This is a genomic window from Dendronalium sp. ChiSLP03b (genome assembly GCF_034531165.2).
Taxonomy (GTDB): domain Bacteria; phylum Cyanobacteriota; class Cyanobacteriia; order Cyanobacteriales; family Nostocaceae; genus Dendronalium; species Dendronalium minutum.
This window is the reverse complement of the sequence record NZ_JAVRBR020000112.1, coordinates 38,680-65,337: the sequence shown is the minus strand read 5'-3', so window position 1 is coordinate 65,337 and position 26,658 is coordinate 38,680. Positions and strand designations below refer to the sequence as shown.

Below are 26,658 nucleotides of genomic sequence, written 5' to 3'. Positions count from 1 at the left end.
ACCCTACACCCCTACACCCCTACACCCCTATACCCCTAGTGACTTAAATGAGCAATAAACCGAAAATAATTGTCCTGGATGATGACCCCACGGGTTCTCAAACAGTCCACAGCTGTTTGCTGCTAATGCACTGGGATGTGGACACTTTACGCACTGGCTTACGGGATGAGTCACCGATTTTCTTTGTGCTAACGAATACTAGAGCTATGCCTCCAGAGTCAGCTGCTGCTGTTACTAAAGAAGTTTGCCAGAACTTGAAACTGGCATTAGCTGCTGAAGGTATTACTGATTTTCTGATTGTCAGCCGTTCTGATTCTACTTTGCGGGGACATTATCCGATTGAAACAGATGCGATCGCTACTGAACTCGGGCCATTTGATGCTCATTTTCTCGTTCCCGCATTTTTTGAGGGCGGACGCATTACCCGCGATAGCATACATTACTTGATTATCGATGGCATACCCACACCAGTACATGAAACTGAGTTTGCCAAAGATTCAGTCTTTAGCTACCATCACAGTTATTTACCCAAGTACGTAGAAGAAAAGACTCAAGGACGTATCAGTGCTGAGGCAGTAGAAAGATTTTTACTCACCGATATCCGTGCTGATAGTCTCGAACGCTTACTAAAACTCAGTGGTAATAAGTGTGCTGTTGTTGATGGTGAAACCCAAGCGGATCTCAACTCCTTTGCAGTCGATGTATTGACCGCAGTAAGTCAAGGAAAACGCTTTTTATTTCGCAGTGCTGCCAGTATCTTAACGGCTTTAGCTGCCTTTCCTCCCCAACCCATTGCCGCAGAAAATATGGCAAAGTACGTGCGGCAAGGTAAACCAGGTGCAATAATTGTTGGTTCCCATGTCAAAAAGACGACTCAGCAGTTAGAGGCACTGTTGCAAGTAGAGGGGATAGTAGGTATACAAGTGGATGTAGCACGATTACTTGATGGAGAAAATCAATCTGCTACACTACTAAACGATATCCTAGAAAAGATACGGACGGCACACAACTCTGGCAAAACACCAGTAGTTTATACCAGTCGTCAAGAACTTACTTTTAAGGATGTGAAAACACGATTGGAGTTTGGGGTGAAGGTTTCAAGTCTATTAATGGATATTGTGCGAGGTTTACCATCGGATATCGGATTTTTGATCGGTAAGGGTGGCATTACTTCAAACGATGTCTTGAGTACAGGTCTTGCCTTAACATCAGCTCGGTTACTTGGTCAAATTTTACCTGGTTGTTCGATAGTGATTACAAACTCTGACCATCCCCAGTTTGCCAATTTGCCAGTTGTGCTGTTTCCTGGTAATGTTGGCGATGCTGATGCCTTAGGGACAATTTACAAAAGATTAACTAAAAATACTAAGTGAAAATATTGTTGCATTATGCAACTAATATTGGTAATTACTCGGTGTATCCCTTGTCTTTTGGCTGGTGCTGCATGACTTCTGATTCTGCTACTCCCGATCTAGAGTCAAATTCTGCACTTCCTCATGCAGAATCCATCTCTGACCTTTCGGATATAGAGGTCAATTCTACCGTTTTTGATATGGAGCCAAATTTAGCCATTTCTGATGCAGATTCTGATTCTATCATCCCGGATGCAGAGCTAAATTCTGTTCTCCTCTATTTAAAGTCAAATTCTACCGTTGACGATGTAGAGACAGAGCCTGTTATCCCAGATAGCAAGTCCAATAATGTTTCCACTGATATCGATGCAAATTCTACTTTTTTCGATATCAATTTCACTGAGTCAGCAATAGTAGAGAATAAATTCAACAATAATATCCAAGTCCAATTGAAAAGTGAGGAGGGACGACTAGTAGTAATTTTACCCACAGAATTTCAAGTACCTGCCTCAGAACTTACTTGGTCTGAAATTTGGCAACAATTGAAATTCCGGTTGAATGCAGGCGATCGCCTGCGTACACCTAATACAGCAGTGCATTTAATAGCACACGATCGCTTACTAGATGGCAGACAACTCCAAGAACTGGCTGAATCCTTCAGCGAAGTTCAACTCCAACTAAAATCTGTGGCAACTAGTCGTCGTCAAACCGCGATCGCTGCTGTCACATCTGGCTATTCTGTAGAACAGATACAGCCAGAAACCTCCTTAAGTTCGGGGTTAAAAGTCACCTCTACACCCCAAGCAGATGCCCTCTATCTGGAAATGACAATACGTTCTGGAGTAGAAATTCGTCATCCTGGTTCAGTAATTGTCTTAGGAGATTTAAATCCAGGTGGTATTGTAATTGCACAAGGAGATATTTTGGTGTGGGGACGTTTACGAGGAATTGCCCATGCCGGTGCTGGAGGCAATCGTGAGTGTCTGATTATGGCCTTGCAAATGGAACCAACCCAATTGCGGATCGCAGATACTGTAGCCAGGGCACCAGAGAAATCCCCGATGCAGTTTTTTCCCGAAGTGGCCCATATTACCCCCCAAGGAATTCGCATCGCTAGGGCAAATGATTTTTCCAAAAACCAATTCAACAGGATCAATCAAGTCCTATAAATATTAACTTGAAGGATGAAGGATGTAGACGCGTAGCGGCTTGCCGCAGGCTAGGTTCAAGGCTAAAGGCTAAAGGATGAAATAAAAATATTCATACCTTGCTCTCGTCACTATGCTCAGATATTTCTTCATATCTGATACGATACTTCATACTTTATACTTCAATTTACATACTTCAATTTATTGTTCTATATTTCCTGAACGCCAATCGAGCGCATTCACATCATGACTCGCATTATTGTGATTACCTCCGGCAAAGGAGGGGTGGGTAAAACCACAGTTTCAGCAAATCTAGGTATGGCTTTAGCCAAAATGGGGCGACAAATTGCCCTAATTGATGCGGATTTTGGTCTAAGAAATTTGGATTTGCTGCTAGGGCTAGAAAACCGCATCGTTTATACTGCGGTAGAAGTGCTGTCTAGAGAGTGTCGCTTAGAACAAGCTTTGGTGAAAGATAAGCGGTTACCCAACCTCGTACTTTTGCCAGCAGCACAAAATCGCTCTAAAGATGCAGTCAATCCCGAACAGATGAAGCTATTGGTGAATGCACTGGCACAAAAGTATCAGTACGTACTGATTGATAGTCCTGCTGGGATTGAAAACGGCTTTAAAAACGCGATCGCCCCCGCCAAAGAAGCCCTAATCGTCACCACGCCAGAAATCTCCGCAGTTCGTGATGCTGATCGGGTAGTGGGATTACTAGAAGCGCAAGGTGTCAAGCGTGTTCATTTAATAATTAACCGTATCAGACCCGCAATGGTACGGGCAAATGATATGATGTCAGTGCAAGATGTTCAGGAACTTCTCGCAATACCCCTAATTGGGGTGATCCCTGACGATGAGCGTGTTATTGTCTCTACCAATCGCGGAGAACCTTTGGTATTAGCGGAAACTCCGTCTGTAGCTGCTTTAGCCTTTGATAACATCGCTCGTAGATTGGAAGGGGAAACGGTTGATTTTCTGGATTTTGACTCACCCCAAGACAACATCTTCGCTCGTCTGCGAAAGTTGTTGTGGACAAAGATTGTTTAACTCATTTTCCAATCTCCGCCACAGACCTATTTGCAATGATTGAACTTCTAGAACGACTTTTTTCTCGCAGTTCTGACGACAGTCGCGCTCAAGTAAAACGTCGCCTACAATTGGTGATTGCCCACGATCGCGCTGCCTTAGAACCTCAGATTTTAGAAAAAATGCGGCAAGAAATCTTAGAAATAGTTTGTCGCTATGTGGAAGTCGAAACGAATGGTTTGGAATTTTCTCTAGAAAGCAACCAACGGACGACAGCCTTAATTGCTAATTTGCCAATCCGTCGAGTAAAAGACATGTTGCTTGAAACACCCGAATTGGAAAGCAGCGAACCATCTCCAAAAAGTCAGGAGTCAGGAGTCAGAAACCAGAAGAATATCGATTTCTCCTGACTTTTGAATTTTGGTCTTTTGCTCATAAACAGTTTTTTTAGGCAAAGCGAGATAAAGCTAATGGCTAAATAGTAAACTTTTTCAACTAAATAACCACTAATAGCAGTTGTGCTAGTTTTGCACTTGATAGATAAGTGCTGAGATATTAGTATTGTCCCATATCCGCAGCCCGGTCACTCAGTTTTGCTCGCAACACACTTGCTATTCACGTCTAAAAATTAAAGAATTCCACAAGGTTTGTATTGACTTGTGGTCAAGACTTTTAATCTAAAATCCCTTTGCAAAAAAAATTTCCCGCAGTCAGCTATACCGACAACGGGAGTTGATTGATTTTTCGATGAACTATCTAGAAGCAACTTGTGAACCTGGCCAAACTCCTGTAATTTTTTGACCAAAAGTAATAGGCTGATCTGCATCTGTAGTATTTACTGTCTTCCCATTAGTATCAACTTGTACCAAGGGCCAGTTCTCGTCTCCCATTTCACCTGCACGGAATAGTACATTATTTGGTTGATTCTTACTCCAACCTAACAACACCGCAATCTTTTCATGGTCGTCTTCTTCTTGAGCAGGAGCAACGGTGTTGGCTTGATTTTTTTGCCGATCCCAAATCACTGCATGGTCTGTAGCATCACCTGTGTTGAATACTCCTTCAAATTTACGTGCTAAGAAGCGATCGCTTTTTTCTGACCAGCTAACAGGAACTAACACCCCGATCTTCCCATTTGTGTCGTTCGGTTCCGATGATGAAACATTTGTGCTTACTAAAGGATCGCTGACAGTAGCAGTGGAAGCCATCACCTGTAACTTCTTAGTTTGTTTATCTTCTACAAATAGAACGCTGGTAACTCTGCTGTTGTACATTTCAGGTTTTACTTGCATTTGTACCCGGCTATAAACCACATATCTCCCATCAGGAGAAACCACAGGTACACTGCGGTAATAGCGCACTCCAGAAATACCTTTGGAACCAACAGCTTCCTGAGTTGCCACAATCCATTTCCAAGGTATCGGATGCGGACTTCCTATTGGGTCTGCTTGGACTGCTTGTGACTCATCAGGTTGTTCAGCAGCAGGTGTTCCCGTCGTCGAATCTGGTTGTGATTCCGTCAGAATTGGTACAACTGGCGTAATTTGAGTTGCTGCCAATGATTTAACAATAGGCACTTTCCTCGGCAGAGAATTACTTTCTCCTGTAAAAGATTGGATATGAGCAGCTTTGAATTTTGGCGTTAAATTTAGTTCACTAACAGATATCTCTGGTATTGGTGCGAGTTCTACTGCCGCCAATGAACCGATATCGGCTTTATCACTGCTTGATAGAGAATAATCTTCTGCCACTAAAGACTCAATTTTGTCCGCTTGTAATGTTGGCGGTTCTCTAACAGCATCCATTTCCAATGATACAGAGTCTAATTCTTCAGTTGCGGAGTTGACTGGAGAAAGCTTTAATATTTCCGCTAACTCAGGTTCGCTAATAGCAGCAACTTCTTGTGGCACAGAGTCAGATTCTCCAGTTTCAGAAGTGACTTTTGCTACTACTTTCAATTGTTTCGCTGAGGTAGCATGGCCTGATGCCGCAACTAAGGGGGCAATCAGCATTACAACGACAATGTAATTGAGAAATGGTTGAGCGCGGAACCATCCTGACAGCAAGAGGGGTTTAAGCATGTGTGGACTCTCTAGAGGGGTGGTTGCTGTGTGAGGAGCAATGACTGTGTAGCTAGTGGGTAGGAGATAATTACAGGTATAACAAGAAACTCAAAAATTGAACGAGATAGTTCCTTCAAATTTGTATATTTTTACAAAAATCTAATATCATTATTTGCACCTTTGACTAGCAAATTACTGTTTTTTACGGGAATTTTGCCAGCACAAATCTAACGCAGATTAACTAAGTAATTACTGCATCAAATAGACTTTTGCTACCCCTTACATCCAACCATGCCAGAACGCTGGTATTAGGTTAGAGAGTATTAAGAGTATCATGTAGCCTACAGATACTGGCAGCACGAAGGTAGAGCAGAATAGCTGGGCTGTTGGGAGTGGCGTTAGCAATAGCTAAGTCGCAGGAGGCTCCCCTAATTTCCTGCTACAACAGCACAGACCCCAATAACGATAGAAGTGAGGCGTTACTTTAAAAGCTGGGAAAGATGACGCACATCACATGATACTCGAAAAATACCATTAGCATCCACCCTCAGCAAGAAATTAATCGTAACTGTAACAATTGCAAAAGCGCAATTCTATCAAACGCAAATATACCTATAGCCAAATCCAAAGGCATAGTTATAAAAGAGATTCAGTAGGTAGACATAAATGACCTGTCGATAGACATAGCCAAATAATTAGAAATACTAGCAGCAAATACAGTTGATATCAGCTTATTTGCTTACCAACAACTTCATCAGTCTATCAAATAAACCTAGGTTTTGCTAGTGTATTAGGATTGCTGAGTAAGGAAATAAGGAAGATGAGGGAGAATAAATACTGACTCCTACTTCCCGATGACAACTAACAACCGACCCTTACGGGTGACGCTCCTGCCTCGCTAACGCTACGCTAACGGCAGTTCCTCTTTGGGAAAACCACCAAGACCGGACTGCCTCACCGCAGTGGCTCCCCTTGGGAGAGGACTTGCGCTTCGCTGCGCTAACAGCACTTTGCTATCGACGGAAACCGCCTTCGCGCCAGCGTCTCCCCTTTGGGAGAAGACAGCAAGTGCTTCACCGGACTGCTTCACCACCGGACTGCCTCACAACTAACTATTGACTAATGAAAATCATATTTTTTGGTACTCCTCAATTTGCTGTCCCTACTTTAGAAAAGTTGCTGAATCAACCAGAATTTGAAGTCTTGGCGGTTGTTACACAACCAGACAAACGTCGGGAAAGGGGAAATAAACTTACCCCTTCACCAGTAAAAAATGTAGCGATCGCTCACAACTTACCAGTATGGCAACCCCAGCGCGTCAAAAAAGACATTGACACTTTAACACAACTCAAACAATCAGACGCAGATGTGTTTGTTGTTGTTGCTTATGGACAAATTTTGTCGCAAGAAATCTTAGATATGCCAAAATTGGGCTGCATTAATGTGCATGGCTCGATTTTACCTAAATATCGAGGTGCGGCTCCGATTCAGTGGTGTCTGTATAACGGTGAAAAGGAAACGGGGATCGTCACAATGTTAATGGATGCGGGTATGGATACTGGAGCAATGCTACTGAAAGCAACTACACCTATTGGATTGCTTGATAATGCTCAAGATTTAGCTCAAAGGTTATCTGCAATTGGTGGAGATTTATTGCTAGAAACCCTTTTAAAACTAGAACGTCAGGAAATTGAAGCAGTTCCGCAAAATAATTCTGAAGCGACTTATGCACCTTTGATTCAAAAGCAGGATTACGGGTTAGATTGGTCAAAAAGTGCTATTCAATTACATAATCAAATCAGAGGCTTTTACCCAAACTGTACTACTACTTTTCGCAGCCAAGCCTTGAAAATTACAGCTACCATTCCCCTTGGTTCTGCTTACGATCGCGAACTCCCAACAGAATTACAAGAACTTGCATATAAATTGCCTGATTTGTCAAGTATATCGGGTAGCCCCGGAGAAGTGGTAAGCATCACCAAGGGAATTGGAGCGATCGTCCAAACTGGCAAGGGTCTGTTGCTGTTGCAAGAAGTTCAGCCAGCTGGCAAACGTCCCCAATCGGGATGGGATTTTGTTAATGGTACTCGCCTAAGTGTAGGAGAAATGTTTGAAGAAGGCTAAAAGACAAAGGGTAAAATATGAAAGGTTTCATTTTTTATCATTCATCCTTCTCATAGAAACGGCAAGACTCGCAAGGTCCATTTGGATTGACTGCACAGCGAATGATTTCAGAATAAGCATTATAGCTACAGGTAGCATCACCAATTACCCAACGTCCTTCTACTAAAGTTTTTTCTGCTGGTCTTTGAGCAAATTGGACGTAAATAGCTATAGTATTCAAGCGGTAACGCCCTGATTTAAATTGGTATCTGTGGCGGCGCTCTAAAACTGCGTAAGTTTTACCTTCAAAATCTAGATAATTTCCAGGTTGGGGTGTCCAATCGAGTTGGACTCTACCAAGGGACTGACGCGGATGCGTCAGAATCACCTCGGTTGGTAAAGAGTCTGGCTCCATAAGTTTATGTGATGTGATTTACATTATAAAAATGGTATCGCAGTAGCCTACTCTAGCCTACCGAATTTAGAATATAATTAATGATTCACTAAATTTGTTGGAAATCTGCAAAGTAGGGACTGGAGACTGGGAAAGAAATATTTGTATTACCTCCTTATCCCCACGAGACACTCATGCTTTTTCCAGAACTAATAATTTTAATTATGGGGTTTCCCCCCTCTGCGTCTTGTTGACTCAGTAATAACTACCAGATTGAATATAAAATAAATAGAAATATTTATCGTTAGTTCAAAGTAATGTGCATTGAGTTCTTAAAACCTAGGAAATAATTAAATTTTAATATACCAAGTATGTGCTAGAAGGGAAGGTCTAAACGTAGAAACACCTTGGTGTAAACTTTGGCAGTTAAGGAGAGAATTGTTTTCAAACCTTAACAAAGTCATCACATTTTTACAAACACAGTATAAAGAATTGGCAACATTGGGTAAAGACAGTCAACAATAGCCATAGCTTAACTAGGAGTATTGCCAACCTATGCAGCCAATTCGCACATTCAACGTCTCCCCCTCACTACCGCCGCGACTCGAACCGCTGCGGCGGCTGGCATATAACTTGCACTGGGACTGGAACGTTGAAACCAAAGATTTATTTCGTCGCTTAGACCCCGATTTGTGGGAGTCCAGTCATCATAATCCGGTGTTGATGCTGGGTACTATCTCGCAAGGGCGGCTTTTGGAAGTTGTCGAAGATGAAGGCTTCCTCGCCCAAATGGATCGAGCCGATCGCCAGTTAGAAGATTATTTACAGGAGCGCACTTGGTATCAAAAACAACGCAGCCAGAAGCCAAAAGAATGCTACGCCTATTTTTCGGCTGAATTTGGACTGGTGGATTGTTTACCTGTCTATTCTGGTGGCTTGGGAGTTCTGGCGGGAGATCATCTCAAATCTGCCAGCGACTTAGGGCTACCTCTGGTCGGTGTCGGCTTACTGTATCAGCAAGGGTACTTCGCTCAGTATCTCAACGCTGATGGCTGGCAGCAGGAACGCTACCCAATCAACGATTTTTATAACATGCCCTTGCACCTAGAGCGCAATCCCGATGGTTCAGAACTGCGGATTGCGGTAGATTATCCAGGACGTAAGGTGTATGCCAGAGTCTGGCGCGTACAGGTGGGAATGGTGCCACTGTATATGTTGGACACCAATATTGAACCTAACAACGCTTACGACCACGACATCACAGATCAGCTCTACGGTGGCGACATCGATATGCGTATCCACCAAGAAATGATGCTGGGTATCGGTGGTGTGCAGATGCTGAAAGCACTGGGATATAATGTCACCGCTTACCACATGAATGAAGGTCACGCGGGATTCTCTGCTTTAGAGCGCATCCGCATTCTGATGCAAGAAGAAGGGTTGAATTATGCCCAAGCTAGACAGGTAGTGGCTTCCAGCAACATCTTTACTACTCACACGCCAGTGCCAGCGGGAATTGACTTGTTCGCTCCCGACAAAATTATGTACTACCTAGGATACTATGCAGAAATCTTTGGCTTGCCCAAAGAGCAATTTTTAGGACTAGGGCGTGAGAATACGGGTGATTTATCTGGGCCTTTCAGTATGGCTGTGTTGGCGTTGAAGATGGCAACATTTTCTAACGGGGTGGCGCAACTGCATGGCGTAGTATCGCGGCAGATGTTTCAGGGTTTGTGGAAGAAAGTGCCAGTAGAGGAAGTACCGATCGCGGCAATTACTAATGGTGTCCACGCCCGTAGTTGTGTTGCTAAATCAACTCAGGAGTTGTACGATCGCTATCTTGGGCCAAATTGGTCATCAGTACCACCAGATAACCAATTGTGGGAACGGATGGATGCTATTCCGGATGAAGAGTTGTGGCGCAATCACGAACGCTGCCGCTTAGACATGATTTTGTATGTCCGAGAGCATTTAGTCAAGCACTTGCGCGATCGCGGTGCTTCTGCCTCGGAAATTGGCCAAGCGCAAGAAGTTTTAGACCCGAATCTTTTAACCATTGGCTTTGCCCGTCGTTTTGCTACCTACAAACGCGCCACCCTCTGGATGCGCGATATTGAACGTATCAAACGGATTTTACTGGGCAATAAAGACCGGAAAGTGCAATTCGTGATTGCTGGTAAGGCGCATCCTAAAGATATTCCTGGTAAAGAACTGATCCGCGACATCAATCACTTTATCCGCGAACAACACTTGGAAAAACAGGTGGTGTTTGTTCCCAATTACGACATTCATATATCCCGGTTGATGGTGGCGGGTTGCGATATCTGGTTAAATACACCACGTCGTCCCCGCGAAGCTTCTGGTACTAGTGGCATGAAAGCCGCAATGAACGGATTGCCAAATTTAAGTGTCCTTGATGGCTGGTGGGATGAAGCTGATTACGTCCGTACTGGTTGGGCAATTGGACATGGCGAGAATTACGACGATCCTAATTACCAAGACGAAGTAGAAGCAAATGCTCTCTACGAGTTGCTAGAAAAGGAAGTGGTACCGCTATTTTACGACCACCGAGATGTTGATGGCTTGCCTCGTCCGTGGGTTGCCAAAATGAAGGATGCAATTCGATTGAATTGTCCGTTTTTTAATACAGCGCGGATGGTGGGAGAATATGCACTACGGGCTTATTTCCCTGCTAGCGATCGCTACCACATCCTAACTACCGATAACTATGCCCCAGCTAAAGAATTAGCTGATTGGAAAGCAAAACTGAGTGAAGACTGGTTTAACATCAAAATCAAAGATGTTGACGTATCGTCAGCTGCGGACATTGAGGTTAACCAAACCGTTGCCGTCAAAGCCAAAATTGACTTGTCAACTTTGACCAATGATGATGTGCAAGTAGAACTCTACCAAGGTGCGATCGATGCCAATGGTGAAATCGTCAACGCTGTGCCAGTAGTGATGGATTTCCAAGGACAGGATACTCAAAAATTGAGTGTTTATACAGGTGACATCACTTACACCAGTTCTGGCTTGCAAGGCTTGTCTTTGCGTGTGTTGCCGAAACATCAATACTTGTCTAGTTCCTATGAACCAAGGTTGATTGCTTGGGCGGAGTAAACCAATTTTGGATTTTGGATTTTGGTGAGGCAATCCGGTCTTGGGGTTTCACGCCACTTCCTACCCTGCGGGAAGGCGTTCCGCCTACAACGGGGGGAACCCCCGCAACGGAGTGGCTCGGCTCCCCAAGTAGAGGAACTGCCGTTAGCGCAGCGAAGCGCGAGTCCTCTCCCAAGGGGAGACGCTAAGAGCGAACGAGCGTCACCCATAAGGGTTCCCGTCGTTAGCGCAGCGAAGCGCGAGTCTTCTCCCAAGGGGAGACGCTACGCGAACGAGCGTCTGGGGGACTGCTGTTAGCGCAGCGTTAGCGACGCAGGAGCGTCACCCGAAGGGATTTTAGAGTGATAATCCAAAATCTAAAATCTAAAATCTAAAATTTTCTGGGGGATGACAATATAACCAGTAGTGCGATCGCCTAATACTAGGTTACGTTGCTCTCCCCAATACCACCAGTGTGCTGCGACGTAAGCGCAGATTAGGCTATCTAGTTTATCTTCGGTTTCTTTGAGTGCTGCACCTGTAGAAGGGATTTCCAAAACTAAGGAACCGTTAAGGGAAGAGAGAAGTACAGGAGGTGTAAGGGTAGGTAGGATATCAAGAATATATTGATAGAGTTTGATTAATTCTAAACGACGCTCGCTGATGCGTCCTTTTTTGTATTTGAGGATGCGTTCTAAACCAAATAAATGCACTATTGCTGGATGGGGAAAAACTTCGATTTGATATCTGCTGAGTTTTTGCGGTTCGATAGTGGGTGCGTGTACAAAGCCACGAAGTTCTAATTCTACGCCAAAGTTTACAGTGCGTTCTGCAAACGGTAAGTTCATGTTAGCTGGGTAGCAACCAGCGTGATATTTGCCAAAGTATTTGTGGGTGAGTTTGTCGGGTAAGCGACTCCCCGTAGTGTTGGGGATTAAGGTGGGTGCGTCTACAGCAATTATGGCTGGTTCGTTTGGTTGTACGCTGCGATCGATCCAAAGAAGGATGTCTGCAATGGCTTCTTTGCGGTCTAAATCGAGTAGTTGCAGTTGTCGATCTGTCCATTCTAAGCAGCATAAGCCACTTGGTTGCGACTTCCAGCCTAAATCAATACCGATAAATTTCATGGAGCAAAGCAAATCAGCAAAATAGCTACCAAATTAGTTTAAAAAATAATCGCTAATTGCAGAAAATACAATTAGCGAAAATCATCTGGAAATTAGATGCTAGAAAAATTCATAACATGCGTACTCATGTCAAGTCTCTAAAGATACAAAATCACTCTCGTTAATCAAGCTGGAATTAATGCTGCTTAAAGTAGCCAATACTTGATTTGTGGAGGTAATACGAATGGAAGTATTACTGCCACTTGAAGAAATAGTCAAAGCCCCATAAGTCAAACCACCAAATAAACCGAGTCGATCGATACCATCCTCAAAGCCGTAGATGGTATCAATGCCATTGCCAGAAGCAAGAACTAAGATATCTGCACCTGCTTGCCCATACAGTATGTCATTGCCTGCACCACCATTGAGTAAGTCATCACCATTACCACCGTATAGATAGTCATTGCCTGCATTACCCGTGAGGCGATCGCTGCCATCCTGCCCATAGAGGGAGTCTTTACCACTACTGCCCAACACGGTATCATTCCCTGCACCACCGTAGAGATAAACACCAGCAACAGTGAATGCCGTAGCATCTAAAATATTGTCACTAATACCACTAGTAAGCGTTATCCGTTCGATGCTACTGAAGATGTCATTACCCAAGCCAGAAAGTTGAGTATCAGTCAGCGTAAAGTTGACATCACCTGATTCAGTTAAAGAATCATTGCCATCGCCACCTTCGAGAATATCATCACCCGCACCGCCAGAAAGGTTATCATTGCCAGCGCCACCGATGAGATTATCGTTGCCATTCTCACCGTAGAGGTAGTCATTACCATCACCACCTTCGAGAGTATCATTAGCACTACCACCATATAAATAGTCATTGCCTGCATTACCAATCAGGCGATCGCTGCCGTCTTGACCGTAGAGATAGTCATTGCCACTACCACCGAACAAGGTATCATTTCCTAAACCGCCATAGAGATAGACACTACCAAAACTGAACGCCGCAGCATCTAAGATATTGTCACTAATACCACCAGTGAGCGTTACTCGTTCAATACTCATGAGGGTGTCGTTACCTAATCCAGACAGTTGGTTGTTACTCAGGGTAAAGTTGACATCACCTGATTCACGGAGAGAATCATTGCCATCGCCGCCATCAAGGCTATCATCACCTACATCACCAGAAAAGTTATCATTGCCAGCGCCACCGATGAGATTATCGTTGCCATTCTCACCATTGAGGTAGTCATTACCATCGCCACCTTCGAGAGTATCATTAGCAGTACCACCATATAAATAGTCATTGCCCAGACTACCGTAGAGGCGATCGCTGCCATCTTGCCCGTAGAGGTAATCATTGCCAGCACCACCCAATAGAGTATCATTTCCTAAACCACCGTAGAGATAGACACCAGCAAGACTGAACCCCGAAGCATCCAAGATATTGTCACTAATACCACCAGTGAGCGTTACCCGTTCGATGCTACTGAAGGTGTCGTTACCTAACCCAAACAGTTGATTATTAGTCAGAGTAAAGTTGACATCACCTGATTCGGTCAAAGAATCATTACCATCGCCACCTTCGAGAATATCATCACCCGCACCACCAGAAAGGTAATCATTGCCAGCACCACCATAGAGGCGATCGTTGCCATTCTCACCGTAGAGATAGTCATTGCCATCACTACCGTCAAGGCTATCATCACCTACACCTCCATAGAGAGAGTCAAGACCGACACCACCAGAGATGGTATCTTTTCCTGCTTCTCCATAAAGGCGATCGTTCCCTTCATAGCCGTAGATGACATCATCACTTGCGCTTCCAGTCAGCTTATCTGCTGAAGCCGTACCATAAAGGGTATTTTCGCTGACATCTTGAAGGTTGACTGTGACAGTTTGTGCGGTACTAGTATTAGTGCCGTCGCTGACAGTAACTTGCAACTGAAAGTTAGGATTACTCTCAAAGTCGAGGTCGTCGCTATCGTTGACAATAATTTGTCCAGTGGTGGAGTTGATGTTAAAAGCGGCCTGACCGTCGCGATCGCTGTCAAGGTTACCACCTGCGATCGTCCAGTTGGAGAATGTACTGCCATCCACATCTGTAGCAACGACAGTGCCAACCACCGTACTATTAGCAGTATTTTCATTAATGCTAAAGCTTTGACCTGCGGTAATCACCGGAGCATCATTGACAGCAGTAACGTTAATAGTTTTAGTAACGCTGGTACTGATACCGCCGTCACCGTCAGTGAGGACGAAACTGACAGTACGGGGAGTTGTTGAGGGGTTCTCTGAGATGTTGCTGTAAGCAATACTGCGTAGCAATGCTTGAACAGCAGTCGGCGTTGCTTTAGAAGTAAAGTTGATTACTAAATCTTGAATGCCGACACCACCGTTGAAAGTACCGATGAAGTTGCCATTATGTAAAATGCTGTCTGTGCCGCTGACTGCAATTCCATTTGTCGTGCTGTTTTGGATAGCGAGGCGGTCATCGGCAGTTCCACCAGCACTGAAGCGAACTGTTAGCTTACCTGTGTCAAAGTCTTGAGAATCAGGGTCTGTGAGAGTTGCACTAGGGTCGATGAGAATAGTAGGAGCATTTTCAGTGTAGGAGGGATTAGTTCCTGGCAAACTAATTTTAGGAGCATCGTTGATGGCAGTAACGTTAATAGTCTTACTAACAGTGTTACTAATACCACCGTCACCATCAGTGAGAACAAAATTGACCGTGCGGGGAACAGTAGAGGGATTGTCTGAGATATTGCTGTAAGTAATACTGCGTAGCAATGCTTGAACGGCAGCAGGCGTAGCTTTAGAGTTAAAGTTGATTACCAATTCTTGATTGCCGATACCGCCGCTGAAAGTGCCGATGAAACTGGTATTGTGGGAGATGCTTGTGCCGTTAACTACAATGTTATTGATTGTGCTGTTTTGGATAGCAAGACGGTCATCTGGGGTAGCGTTAGCACTGAAGCGAACAGTCAGCTTGCCTGTGTCGAAGTCTTGGGAGTCAAGGTCTGTAACAGTTGCACTAGGGTCGATGAAGATAGGAGTAGCATTTTCAGTGTAGGTGGGGTTAGTCGCTGGTAAATTGATGGTAGGAGCTTGATTACCAACATACAAAGTGACCATTGCAATATTAGAATCTGCAATACCGTCATTAGCTTTGTAGGTAAAGCTATCAACACCTTTAAAGCCAGCTTGAGGATTGTAAGCAAAAGAGCCATCTGAATTGAGAACAATGGTACCGTTGTTTGGCCCAGACACTAGGGTTGCTTTTAGTGCAGTTTTTTCGTTATCTGTGTCATTGGTTAATACACCAGCAATGAGATTGTTAGGCGTAGCACGGTATTGAATGCGACCTTTGAAACCTTCGCTGGCAGGGTCGCCGTCACCAAATTCTTGGAAAGTGGCATCAAAGCTGAGAATTTCGTCACCAGAGCCGTAGACGATTTGATTAACGGTAAACTGACCTGTCAAGCTGTTATAACCACGTCCATCGCCACTCACATCTAAACCAGGCTGACTAGGGTTTTGGAATGGAAAACGTGCTGCACCTGTGTATGTAGTGCCTGCTTGGAGTGGAGCATTAAAGGGAGCAGCAAATTCTAAATCCCACCGTTTGCCACTAATTTCAGGCTCAGAGTAGCTGATTCGGATGGCATTATTACTACTGGAATTGGTAGGGTAAGCACGGACAGCCTTAAATTGACCTGTGGTGGGAGTATAGCTATAGTAATCGCTCTGACCGATATAGTTACCGCGATCGCTATCTAAAGTCAGGGCTGTTATAGCAGCAGCAGTAGTTAATTGTATGTTTTCAGATACGAAGTATGTGTCGTTGGTCGCTACTGGTGCCTGATTGGTGCTAATAGCTGTACTCGTCACCTTGATATCATCAATCCCAATCCACTCATCTTCCCCATTGGCATCAGTAGTAATGAAGCGAATTTGTACTTGCGGCTGATTGGTGACTTCGGGTGGCAACAACACACTCAAGCGTGCTTCCCGTGCGTCATAAGAAGCTGAGGTTGTAGCATTATTAGAAGCATCGGGTACAAAAGCTGCTGGCAGATTGATGAAGTCTCCTGTATTGCCAAGACGGTATTGTACAGCAATCGGTTGTATAGCATCGCGTGTAGAAAAATCAATGTCTTTAAGCGTGAAATTTAGGCGGAGATTATGCCGCCCAGTGGCATCTAAATAAAGTACTAAATGGGGTGCAACAGTTGATGAACCTCTAAGAGCAATAGTTGGGTTGCTAAGTGCGAACTCTGCAATGCCACTATATGTGTAGGTATTAGGATTGGTCTGATTAGCGTTAACATCAATAGGAGTTGCAGAACCGTCTATACGCACGGTTTGTGGATCGATACCAGGGCTGCTGATTAAATTATCCCCTCGGAATCCTCTAATGGTGGGTATATTGCTCCAATCATCATCAGTATTAATTAGATTTGTGTTTGACCAATCTTGGCTAAAGTCGCTCTGTGCAAGTTGGTGATAGACAAAAGTATTGGATGCTACTGTGATTGAGGCAGTATCGGTGGCGGTGCTTACAGAATTGGGGCCTCCATTACCTCCGATGAAAGCAAATGCACCATTGGGACCGAACGTTCTGTCCCAAGCGCGAAAGGTAATGGCATCAATAATATTGCCTTGGAAGTTGAAATTTGGTTGGAAATAAATACGGGTGTTGGCATCTGCTGCCAGCAGACGAGCAATTTCAGTTGATACATTACCTAAAGAGTACCAATTTACACCATTATCAGTAGTAAACCACCACTGACCATTGTCAGTCTTAGCATTGGTTACAGCAATACCAGTAACTGCCCCACTGTCTGGATCGAATACATTTTTTCCTATGCTGACCAAGGAGGAAACTAGAGTACCTACCGCCCCCCAAGGTGTGCTTGCATTTCCATTGACTGAGTCGAGGGTAACAATGGTGTCAATCAAAGTGGGAGGAGTATTTGATGAGGTGGGAGTCCCAGTGGAAGTTCCTTGGTAGCGCAGCACCGCAAAGTCACCGTAGCTACCCCCTGCCACTACAATATTGCCATCAGATTGAATAGCAACGCTTTTACCGCCATCGTTAGCACTACCGCTACCGATCGCAGTAATCACCTTACCACCACTGCCAAAGCTGTTATCTAGAAAGCCATTGGCATCATAACGTGCCACAGCAAAGTTTTTGGTGCTGCCATTCCAGCTAAACCCTGTCACCACAATCTTGCCATCTGACTGAAGGGCGATACTATTGATGACTTCTACGTTGCTACCACTACTAGGGGTAACAACTATACCACTATTACCAAAACTGGTATCCAGTAAGCCATTGCTGTTGTAGCGTGCTAGGGCAAAACTATTACTACCAGTTCCTGCCACAACAATCTTGCCATCTGACTGAATCGCAACGCTGTAAGCTTCATCATTACCATTGCTGATGTCGGCGATCGCTCTACCACTACTACCAAAACTGTAATCTAGAGTACCATCAGTGTTGTAGCGTGTCAGGGCAAAGTTTTTGTTCGCACCAATCCCCGCCACGACAATCTTGCCATCTGCCTGAATCGCAACACTATTGCCATAGTCGTAGCTGGCATTTATATCAGTGATTACCTTACCATTATTACCAAAACTAATATCCAAGCTGCCATTTGTGTTGTAGCGTGTCAGGGCAAAGTCACTTGTACTGCTATTTTGGGTATTACCTGCAACTACAATTTTTCCATCTGACTGAATAGCAACGCTTTTGCCATAGTCGTCGCCGCCTACCTCAGTAATCACCTTGCCGGCATTGCCAAAGCTCGTATCTAGACTGCCATTTGTGTTGTAACGTATTACAGCAAAGTCTGCTTGGTAGCCATTATGAGCATATCCTGCCACGACAATCTTGCCGTCCGCCTGAAGTGCCATACTATAGCCGTAGTCGCTGATGCTGCCAACAGGAGTGATGACTATACCGTTATTACCAAAGCTAGAATCAATGGTGCCATTGGAGTTGTAGCGAGTGATAACAAAGTCATTATATGTACTACCGTTATCTGCAAATCCTGCCACAACTATCTTGCCGTCTGCTTGAATAACAACGCTTTTAGCACCATCGTAGTTACTTGTACCGATAGGAGTGATAACTTTACCACTGTTGCCAAAAGTAGGATCTAAGTCTCCAGCAGCAAGTACCTCAGGATATTTAGCAAGAGTATCTTGCCGGAATGCTAAGCTCATATCCTCTCGTGTCCCTCTTGAAAAGAGAGTTAATCCGACGCTAACTTCTAGTTCCCAATTTCCCCCCAACGCGGCATTACCTGTCCGCGTAGTCGAAGCAGCAATATTTGCCCCTGTTAATCGGTGCAACTTCTCGATGAATTCCTCTCCGGCATCCCCTGCCGCGACGTTACAGCCGTAGAGTAATAGAGATGGGCATAACCAGCTTTGTAAATTTTGAGTGTAGCGTTGCAGTGTACTAAGGCTGAGTTGGGTGTTACCCAGGTAAACGCAGCCAGGAGAGCCGTGAGAGACGATGTGGACACTTTCAATTCCACGGCGCTGTGACAGTACTTGAGTGATTTGCTCTACTCCATCCTGGCTTGAATCAAGAACGATTGTTTCAGTCCCTGATACAACGGCTTTAAGTAATGTTGCGTAATCAATTACAGAAGCGTCAAAGAAAATAATTCTTGCAGTTTTGAGATTCATATGATTAAGATTTTGTGTCAGTTTTTGAGTTTTAATGGTTATTAAAACCATTAAATGAAATATTGGAGATTGGATAAAATAACTGAAGCAATTCTCTATCCAACAGTTGTTTTTTCAACAATTAAGCTTGGTTTATTAGCTTAATCCAACTACATAGAGTCAAAAAAATAACAGTTTTTCTCCTAGGACTATTCTGCTGATATCAAGCATTAATTCCATCGATGAATTTTCTGAAATATTGTCAAGATGCTGTGAAGCGCTTAAATGCAAATGTGTTTATTAATACAATACTACTCTAAATAAACAAAGTTGACTATTGAACGCTAGTCGCTACCCTACTCTGTCTTTCGGGAACGCCTACTGTAGGGTGCCCGGCTGTAGGGCAGGCGCGTCTACAAGTCGGGAAACCTGTCCACGGCGTTGGCTCTTGTTGACTGCCAACGTCTGAATGAACTGATTGTGCAACGATTATGTGTTTTAGCTTATTATTTCCTCATGTCTTCAATTTTCCTGCCTCCTCCTATCCAACAAATCAACAGCAAAATTACCCGCCGCGCTGGTGTTGATTTGTATGTACTGCGCCTCGATCTCATGCATCCATGGGTGAATGGCAACAAGTGGTTCAAGCTGAAGTACAACCTCTTGGAAGCCAAGCAGAACAATTTTACGACGCTGCTCACCTTTGGTGGCGCTTATTCAAACCACATCTATGCAACCGCCGCAGCTGGCAATCTTTTTGGATTCCGTACCATTGGTGCAATCCGTGGAGAGGAAAGACTGCCGTTAAATCCTACATTACATTTTGCTGTACAGCAAGGTATGCAGCTTGTGTACCTCGATCGCGAGAGATATCGACAACGAAACACCACAGCCCTACAGGAATATCTGCGGCAAAGTTTCGGTGAGGTGTTTATGATTCCTGAAGGTGGCAGCAACTTGAACGGTGTGCGCGGTTGCACGGAGATAGCTAGCGAAGCAACGGACTTCAATTGTATCTGCGTGGCCTGCGGTACGGGCACTACACTGGCTGGCATCGCACTTTCATTGCGTAAAGAGCAGCGAGTACTTGGTTTTTCCGTACTGAAAAATGGTGCATTTCTCGCCCCAGAAATCAACAGCTTGGTAGAGAATTACTTCGCCTGTGGTCTACCCACACCAACTGACTCTCCAGCATCCTGGGAGTTGATATGTGATTACCACAGTGGTGGCTATGCAAAAGTAAACGACGAACTACTACTGTTCAGCCAGCAATTCAGGCAGGAACATGACATACCCTTAGATTACGTATATACCGCTAAAATGTTTTATGGAGTGATGGATTTGCTACAGCAGGAATTTTTTCATAAAGGCGATCGCCTCCTACTCATACACACAGGAGGCTTGCAGGGCAATCTCGGCATCGAAAAACAGTTAAAGAAGGTACTGAGTTAGGAATTATTTATCAGTTGGTAGTTAGAAGTTATTCTCCCTCTCCCCAGTCACTTCACTGCGTTTCTGATTGTTGAGCATCTTCAACTGGACTAGCTATTGTAAAAGAAATCGATTTAGGGGATTGAGTTGGTGAATCTAATAAAGATGCTTCAGGTGATGTATCCATAGTTGCATCACTGAAGTAAGAGCCAATAATCTTGTCATAATTAGAAGCAACAGCTAAAAAAGCCCCTCCCAAAATATAGATAGGCAATGGCAGAGTAAATTCTTGTAACCAGTCAAATAATTCTGCCAACGCAAACAACACTAAAAAGCAGGCAAGCCAAACCCTCATTTTTTTATCCCCCGTCTGCAAGCGACTCTACTAATAGGGTAGACAGCTTGCATCATAATTGGTGTTCACTCTAGCTCATTTAACCACAATTTTTCGGAGGGACTAATATTCTACTTGGGCTTGAGGAAGATGACGGGAAAGACTTGTAATAAATTCTCCTGTGCCCCTCCGCCCCACAAATCAGCTCCTCCTCTGGAGAGATATATATCTCTGGCATCTGCATCATTAGCCAGATGGAAGAGGGGTTTGAGATTTTTAAGCTGAGTTTAGCAAACTATGAATCTATATTGGTCTTGACTCACAGGCATTAGAGCTACAAGTTATTTTACCTCAATCCTCTGCTTTGCTGCTCATTTGTAGCACACGTGTGAAATAGGATGAAACGGAGTTTGGAACTCGTACAGTACTTCTGAATATTTAATTTTTATGCTAGACGCAACTATAATTAACCTAGCTGATGCAGTGCGTAAGTCTGCATACCAACTGACTGGTGCGATCGCAGACTACAACCCATTGATGCACTTTATCGGCAATGCCCGTTTTGCTTTGATTGGCGAAGCTTCTCACGGGACTCATGAGTTTTACGAGCAACGGGCTGAAATTACCAAACGGCTAATTCAAGAGAAGGGATTTACAGCCGTAGCAATTGAAGCTGACTGGCCAGATACCTACCGTGTTAATCGTTACGTACAGGGTGCAAATGACGATCCAACACCTGCGGAAGCGCTCTCAAGTTTCCAACGTTTTCCCACTTGGATGTGGCGCAACACAGATGTCCTGAATTTTGTCAATTGGTTGCGGGAATATAATGACGCTCTACCCGAAAATGCTATCAAAGTCGGCTTTTATGGGCTAGACCTATATAGCATGTATATCTCTATAGAAGCAATTCTCAATTATCTGGATAAAATTGACCCCGAAGCTGCCCAACGTGCCCGTTATCGCTACTCTTGCTTTGAGCATTTTGGCGAAGATACTCAGACCTATGGGTATGCTACTAGTTTTGGACTCACGAAATCCTGTGAGCAAGAGGTAGTAAATCAACTGCAAGAACTACAACAACGGACTGCCGAGTACATCCAAAAAGACAGTCGGATAAAGGCAGATGAGTTATTTTTTATTGAGCAAAATGCTCGACTGGTGAAGAATGCCGAAGCCTACTACCGTGCCATGTTTACAGATCGAGTATCGTCATGGAATATTCGCGATCGCCACATGGCAGAAACTCTAGAGCGGCTAGTTGACTATCTAGATCGACAAGGTCAACAAACTAAAGTCGTTGTTTGGGAACACAACTCTCATATAGGAGATGCACGAGCAACTGATATGGGGACGCTGGGTGAAGTGAATGTTGGTCAATTGGTGCGCGATCGCTATGGTAGTGACTCAGTACTGATAGGCTTTACTACTTATATAGGTACAGTTACCGCTGCTTCTAACTGGGGTGGAACTACCGAACTCAAGCAAGTTCGGTCTGCTCTACCAGTAAGTTACGAAGCGCTATTTCATCAGACTGGATTACCGCATTTTTTGCTACTTCTACGAAATGATAATCCTGCAATTGCTAATCTGCGGCAACCGCGACTGGAAAGAGCAATCGGTGTCATTTATCAACCAGAAACTGAGCGTATCAGTCACTACTTTTATGCCCGTCTCCCCGAACAATTTGACGCAGTAGTTCACATTGATGACACAAAAGGAGTACAACCCCTAGATCGCACTGCCTACTCAGAAATGGGTGAACCACCGGAGACTTTTCCCTTTGCAGTCTAATTCCATCATCAGGCTGAGTGAGCTAGTCCAGTAACGTACTCAAACTATGAGACAAAACCTTGGTGTCATCAGAATGGGAACCCGCTTAGCTCGAAATTGGTGGATAGTCGCATTGCGGGGAGCGATCGCCATTATCTTTGGTTTAGTTGCACTATTCTTGCCTGCGATTACCTTGACAGCATTGGTCTTTTTCTTTGCTGCCTTTGTATTGATAGGTGGAATTTTATTAGCGATCGCAGCATTCAGAGACGATCTGAATAATACCTGCGGATGGTTGCTGTTACTAGAAGGAGAAATTGGTATTGCAGTGGGAACCTTAGCTTTCATCTGGCCCGGTATAGCTGCATTAGTGTTGCTTTACTTCATCGCAGCTTGGGCGATCGTGACTGGCATTTTCGAGATCCTAACAGCAATTCAGGTGCGAAAACAAATCGAGAATGAGTGGTTACTAGCATTAGCCGGCACGGCATCGATACTCTTCGGTTTACTACTGATAATTTGTCCTCTTGCTGGGGCATTAGCAATTCTGCGGATTATTGCTGCTTACACAATCATTTTCGGTTTCCTTTTCTTAATTCTTGCCTTCCGACTGCGTATTTGGTGGATTAAACGCAGGCTCCTCTGAAGAGGACAAGGAAACAAAGAGAAGATAAAACTCCTCATTTCTATTCCTGGGCATTATTTTCTTGGAACTACTTCAGCAGAAAACTTCCGTTCTAATTGAGTTATACCGATCTCATAGAACTAATGCATTTAGTAAATCGAAAAGTTTGCCTAAAGAAGTAATACTTCAGAATTTTGTAGTCGGTAACACTTTTTCTCAAGAGATTTTTTTAACAACAAAGCAATTAATGATTACGATTACTTATGAGTAATTAGCTTTTTATTTGTTATTTTTGAAGAGTCTCATACAAAAGTATGATTTTTTTTAATATTTTATATTTATTTTATTTATGATTAAATGAAATAAAGTAATAAAAATAACATATATCGTAATTAAAAACTGAAGAACAATCAATAGTTTTTAGTTATTAAAGTCAAAATTAATACTAATTTTTCTGACAAGAGAGTACTTCATTATTTGCTATTGTGCTTTTTTGTAAATTACTTTGTTTGTAGTATGCTATCAGTACCATTTTAGTATTTAAAAAATAGGTATTAATTCATACTAAACTTTTTTGATTCTTAATATAATCTATAAGAATATTTTAATGTTATTTATAAGACGTGTTAAATAAATAAACTGCATATTTATACTGATATCAAAAATCATGAAAACTCAATTTAGACAATCTCAACAATAGAAACAATAATTTTCAACATAAATATCAAATCTTTTTTTCAAGCCGATCTACACCTTTCGCAAATATAAATTTAACGTAGATACATTAACTCTAATCCATGCCCAGATTGACTTTTTGAAATTAAATGCAGGAAAGTGAAAAATAAGATGAAATATTTTTTGTTTATATATATAGATTTTGCATTTTGGCAAGAGTACTAACAACCAATTGACATTGGTTTTAATTTGTGTATAAAGCCAAATTAGGAAACATTTTAACTTTTGGTTTGGGAAACACCTTTTAATGAAAAGACTTAAAAGAAGTAAAAAGTGTTCCTTCATCTAATCTTTACTGATTGCAATCAATCAAAAGTATGAGAAGATGCTTGGTTAAAAATTAGGAGGTTTAACTCTTTCGCTCAATTTAAGTAGATTCACGGTGAGATTTTCATGTTTCCAAGTTTATAAAAAGGCAAACTAAAGTGTTCTGAATTCCATCGTCTCGAACGAAGGATCAACTGTTTCTGAATCACAACAAGAGTGATTTTGGACAAAATGTCTATCTGAAAACCTTGAATTAAAAAGGAATTCAAAGCATGGCTACCATTAGCGTTACTACTACTGCAGACAACGGAACAGGTTCTTTAAGAGAGGCGATCGCCTCTGCTAAAAGCGGGGATACTATCGAGTTTGCTTCCACACTGGCTAATAAGACCATCAAACTTACCAGTGGTGAAATTGTAATTACCAAGGATCTGACGATTAATGGAGCAGGAGCAGCAAATTTAAAGATTAGCGGCAACAATGCCACAAGAGTATTTACTGTAGAGCGGCAGATTAATGCCAAGTTTCAGAACCTCACTATTGCCGAGGGTAAGACGACTGGAAGAGGCGGTGGGATTCAAGTCTGTGACTACGGCAGCATCACAGTCGATAACTGTGAATTTAACAACAATAGTGGTGGTACAGGCGGAGCCATCTACCTTGGCTATGGTGGTCGTTCTACAGTACTTAACAGTAGCTTTGATGGGAATGATGGTACTTCTACAAACTCTGGTTGGAGTGGTGGAGCGATCGCCACTTGTGGTGCTGGTGACCTCGTTGTCAAAGACTCTATATTTACAGACAACAAAGGGGTAAATGGCGGTGCAATTTATAGCTTGCTGGGCACATTGACAGTAGAGAATTCGGTCTTTGAGGGCAACACTTCAGAGGGTGATGTTGGTGGTGGTGCAATCTTCACCGATGGAGCAAACCCCGTAGGATCTGGTTCTCCAGTCGGAGGTACAATTATCGTCCGTGGCAGTCGCTTTGAAGATAACCATACCAAAGGCGAAGGCGGCGCACTCTTTCTCTATGGTTACGGTACAGACAAAATCATTCTTGAAGACAGCACTATAGTCGGCAATAGTGCAGGTTACAACGCTCAAGGAGTATCACGAGGAGGGGGATTACGAGCTAACAGTGCCCTGACTATCAAGAACGTTACCTTCGCCAACAATACTGCTGAAAGGCAAGGAGGAGGTTTGTGGATAGATAGAAGCTCGTCGGTGGACATCATTAACAGCACCTTTTCTGGAAACAAGGTGACCAAAGATGCGGGTGGAGCCATGTTCTTTGACACCGATCCTACCGCCCCCGTCAACATAGTCAATTCCACCATCGTTAACAACTTTGCTGGACGGGCTGCTGGGGCAGTCATGTTCGGTGGTAATAAGAACATAACCTTAACTAACTCGATTGTTGCTTACAACACAGCAGGCGATCGCTACCAACAGCAAGTCGCGTTTTCACTCAAAGATGGCGGTGGTAACATTGAATATCCTGCCCCCGCATACAGCGCTCGCCGAGTTGTAGCTGGCAGTCGGATTGTTGATCCTCGTCTTGATGAACTGCAAGACATCGGAGGAGTTTTAGTGCATCCTCTTGAACCAAATAGCCCTGCTATTAATGCTGGTGTAAAAGGTAGTAATGTGCCTACTGTCGATCAAGGCGGGGTAAAGCGAGATGCTCAACCGGATATTGGTGCTTACGAAGTCACCGCTAGTAGACCTATTTCATCAGATCAATCAAGTGGATATACAGATCCACCTAGCAATTCCTGGTATGGCACTAAAGGTAACGACAGATTGATTGGTAACAATGGTAACAATATTTTGCTTGGTGGCTATGGGAACGATACCTTGATTGGTGGCAATGGTAAAGATGTCTTGCTTGGTGGACCGGGTGATGACGTATTTGCCTATCGTAGCCTTTCAGAAAAAGGCGATCTGATCGTTGGTTTTAACCCTGCAAAAGAAGTGATTGACCTCAGCAAAGTTTTCGATATACTTGGGTTGATCAGCCTCAATCCTTTCAAAGACTATATACAATTAGGCCAAGTTGGCAGTAATACGAGTGTTAAAATCGACACAAATGGTGATAATGAGTTTGAAAGTTTTGTGACACTAAGGAATGTCAAAGTCAGCAGTTTAGATAGCGGTAATTTCATTTTGTAAGACTAGGTTGTCATTGGGTGCATCCCAGTTTTTATTTTGCAATGAGAGAATAGCTGTAATCCGCGATCGGTTGCTCTTAATAAGTAATCTGTGGAATATGAGCCGCTTGTTATGATATGTACATTGCAGTTTTCGGTACTGATAGAAGAGCAGCATCTTACATATCTTGAACAAAGACAGCTAATACCCCTATCAGGGTTGTATTTCATCGCTTTTATCCTCATCCTTTAAAGCGATCGCCATAATCTCAAGGCTATCGCAGTTTTCTATTATGCTGGGACGGTGTAAAACTGGGGATTAGACCTCTTGCATAAATCCTTAAAGTGTCA

At 43.5% G+C, this 26,658-nt stretch carries 16 protein-coding genes; 10 read left to right on the top strand and 6 right to left on the bottom strand.

The features are described 5' to 3' along the window. Positions 1-47: 47 nt before the first annotated feature. The 4 genes from RMY31_RS25810 (at position 48) to minE (ending at position 3,942) form a co-directional block, all read left to right on the top strand. Complete coding sequence (locus tag RMY31_RS25810) at positions 48-1,373, top strand: four-carbon acid sugar kinase family protein (RefSeq protein ID WP_322663668.1); 1,326 nt, start codon at positions 48-50, stop codon at positions 1,371-1,373. 71 nt (positions 1,374-1,444) lie between these two features. After that, positions 1,445-2,521, top strand: a complete 1,077-nt coding sequence (gene minC / locus RMY31_RS25805; RefSeq protein ID WP_322663669.1) for a septum site-determining protein MinC — start codon at positions 1,445-1,447, stop codon at positions 2,519-2,521. A gap of 225 nt (positions 2,522-2,746) precedes the next feature. Continuing rightward, positions 2,747-3,553 carry a septum site-determining protein MinD gene (gene minD, locus RMY31_RS25800; RefSeq protein ID WP_322663671.1) on the top strand — a complete coding sequence of 269 codons (807 nt, stop codon included), beginning with the start codon at positions 2,747-2,749 and terminating at the stop codon, positions 3,551-3,553. A gap of 35 nt (positions 3,554-3,588) precedes the next feature. Continuing rightward, positions 3,589-3,942: a cell division topological specificity factor MinE gene (minE, locus tag RMY31_RS25795; protein WP_322663673.1), complete on the top strand. Its 354-nt coding sequence runs from the start codon at positions 3,589-3,591 to the stop codon at positions 3,940-3,942. Positions 3,943-4,284: 342 nt separating this feature from the next. On the opposite strand, the gene RMY31_RS25790 is transcribed toward minE, so the two are convergent. Both RMY31_RS25790 and RMY31_RS25785 read right to left on the bottom strand, forming a co-directional pair. Continuing rightward, the gene (locus RMY31_RS25790) at positions 4,285-5,613 is read right to left on the bottom strand and encodes a hypothetical protein (RefSeq protein ID WP_322663675.1); all 1,329 of its coding nucleotides are present in this window, start codon (positions 5,611-5,613) and stop codon (positions 4,285-4,287) included. 886 nt (positions 5,614-6,499) lie between these two features. Beyond that, the gene (locus RMY31_RS25785; RefSeq protein ID WP_322663677.1) at positions 6,500-6,688 is read right to left on the bottom strand and encodes a hypothetical protein; all 189 of its coding nucleotides are present in this window, start codon (positions 6,686-6,688) and stop codon (positions 6,500-6,502) included. Positions 6,689-6,717: 29 nt separating this feature from the next. Here RMY31_RS25785 and fmt point away from each other — a divergent pair, with 29 nt between their 5' ends. Continuing rightward, positions 6,718-7,719, top strand: a complete 1,002-nt coding sequence (gene fmt, locus RMY31_RS25780) for a methionyl-tRNA formyltransferase (protein ID WP_322663679.1) — start codon at positions 6,718-6,720, stop codon at positions 7,717-7,719. A gap of 37 nt (positions 7,720-7,756) precedes the next feature. Here the strand turns inward: fmt and RMY31_RS25775 are convergent, their stop codons facing one another. After that, complete coding sequence (locus RMY31_RS25775; protein ID WP_322663681.1) at positions 7,757-8,113, bottom strand: DUF6464 family protein; 357 nt, start codon at positions 8,111-8,113, stop codon at positions 7,757-7,759. A gap of 534 nt (positions 8,114-8,647) precedes the next feature. On the opposite strand from RMY31_RS25775, the gene glgP reads away from it, so the two are divergent. After that, the gene (gene glgP, locus RMY31_RS25770; RefSeq protein ID WP_322663683.1) at positions 8,648-11,212 is read left to right on the top strand and encodes an alpha-glucan family phosphorylase; all 2,565 of its coding nucleotides are present in this window, start codon (positions 8,648-8,650) and stop codon (positions 11,210-11,212) included. Between the two features lie 356 nt (positions 11,213-11,568). Here glgP and RMY31_RS25765 read toward each other — a convergent pair whose 3' ends face one another. Together RMY31_RS25765 and RMY31_RS25760 are read right to left on the bottom strand one after the other, a co-directional pair. Beyond that, the gene (locus tag RMY31_RS25765; protein WP_322663685.1) at positions 11,569-12,318 is read right to left on the bottom strand and encodes a DUF429 domain-containing protein; all 750 of its coding nucleotides are present in this window, start codon (positions 12,316-12,318) and stop codon (positions 11,569-11,571) included. A gap of 129 nt (positions 12,319-12,447) precedes the next feature. Continuing rightward, a complete protein-coding gene (locus RMY31_RS25760) occupies positions 12,448-19,011 on the bottom strand; it encodes a DUF4347 domain-containing protein (RefSeq protein ID WP_322663687.1) in 6,564 nt (2,187 codons plus the stop codon). Between the two features lie 495 nt (positions 19,012-19,506). On the opposite strand from RMY31_RS25760, the gene RMY31_RS25755 reads away from it, so the two are divergent. Continuing rightward, complete coding sequence (locus RMY31_RS25755; RefSeq protein ID WP_322663714.1) at positions 19,507-20,442, top strand: 1-aminocyclopropane-1-carboxylate deaminase/D-cysteine desulfhydrase; 936 nt, start codon at positions 19,507-19,509, stop codon at positions 20,440-20,442. A gap of 52 nt (positions 20,443-20,494) precedes the next feature. Here the strand turns inward: RMY31_RS25755 and RMY31_RS25750 are convergent, their stop codons facing one another. Beyond that, positions 20,495-20,776, bottom strand: coding sequence for a hypothetical protein (locus RMY31_RS25750; protein WP_322663689.1), 282 nt, complete (start codon positions 20,774-20,776; stop codon positions 20,495-20,497). A gap of 426 nt (positions 20,777-21,202) precedes the next feature. On the opposite strand from RMY31_RS25750, the gene RMY31_RS25745 reads away from it, so the two are divergent. The 3 genes from RMY31_RS25745 (at position 21,203) to RMY31_RS25735 (ending at position 26,329) form a co-directional block, all read left to right on the top strand. After that, positions 21,203-22,549 carry an erythromycin esterase family protein gene (locus tag RMY31_RS25745; RefSeq protein WP_322663691.1) on the top strand — a complete coding sequence of 449 codons (1,347 nt, stop codon included), beginning with the start codon at positions 21,203-21,205 and terminating at the stop codon, positions 22,547-22,549. 46 nt (positions 22,550-22,595) lie between these two features. After that, positions 22,596-23,174, top strand: a complete 579-nt coding sequence (locus RMY31_RS25740) for an HdeD family acid-resistance protein (RefSeq protein ID WP_322663693.1) — start codon at positions 22,596-22,598, stop codon at positions 23,172-23,174. Positions 23,175-24,427: 1,253 nt separating this feature from the next. Beyond that, positions 24,428-26,329, top strand: coding sequence for a choice-of-anchor Q domain-containing protein (locus RMY31_RS25735; protein ID WP_322663695.1), 1,902 nt, complete (start codon positions 24,428-24,430; stop codon positions 26,327-26,329). The last annotated feature ends 329 nt before the right edge of the window (positions 26,330-26,658 follow it).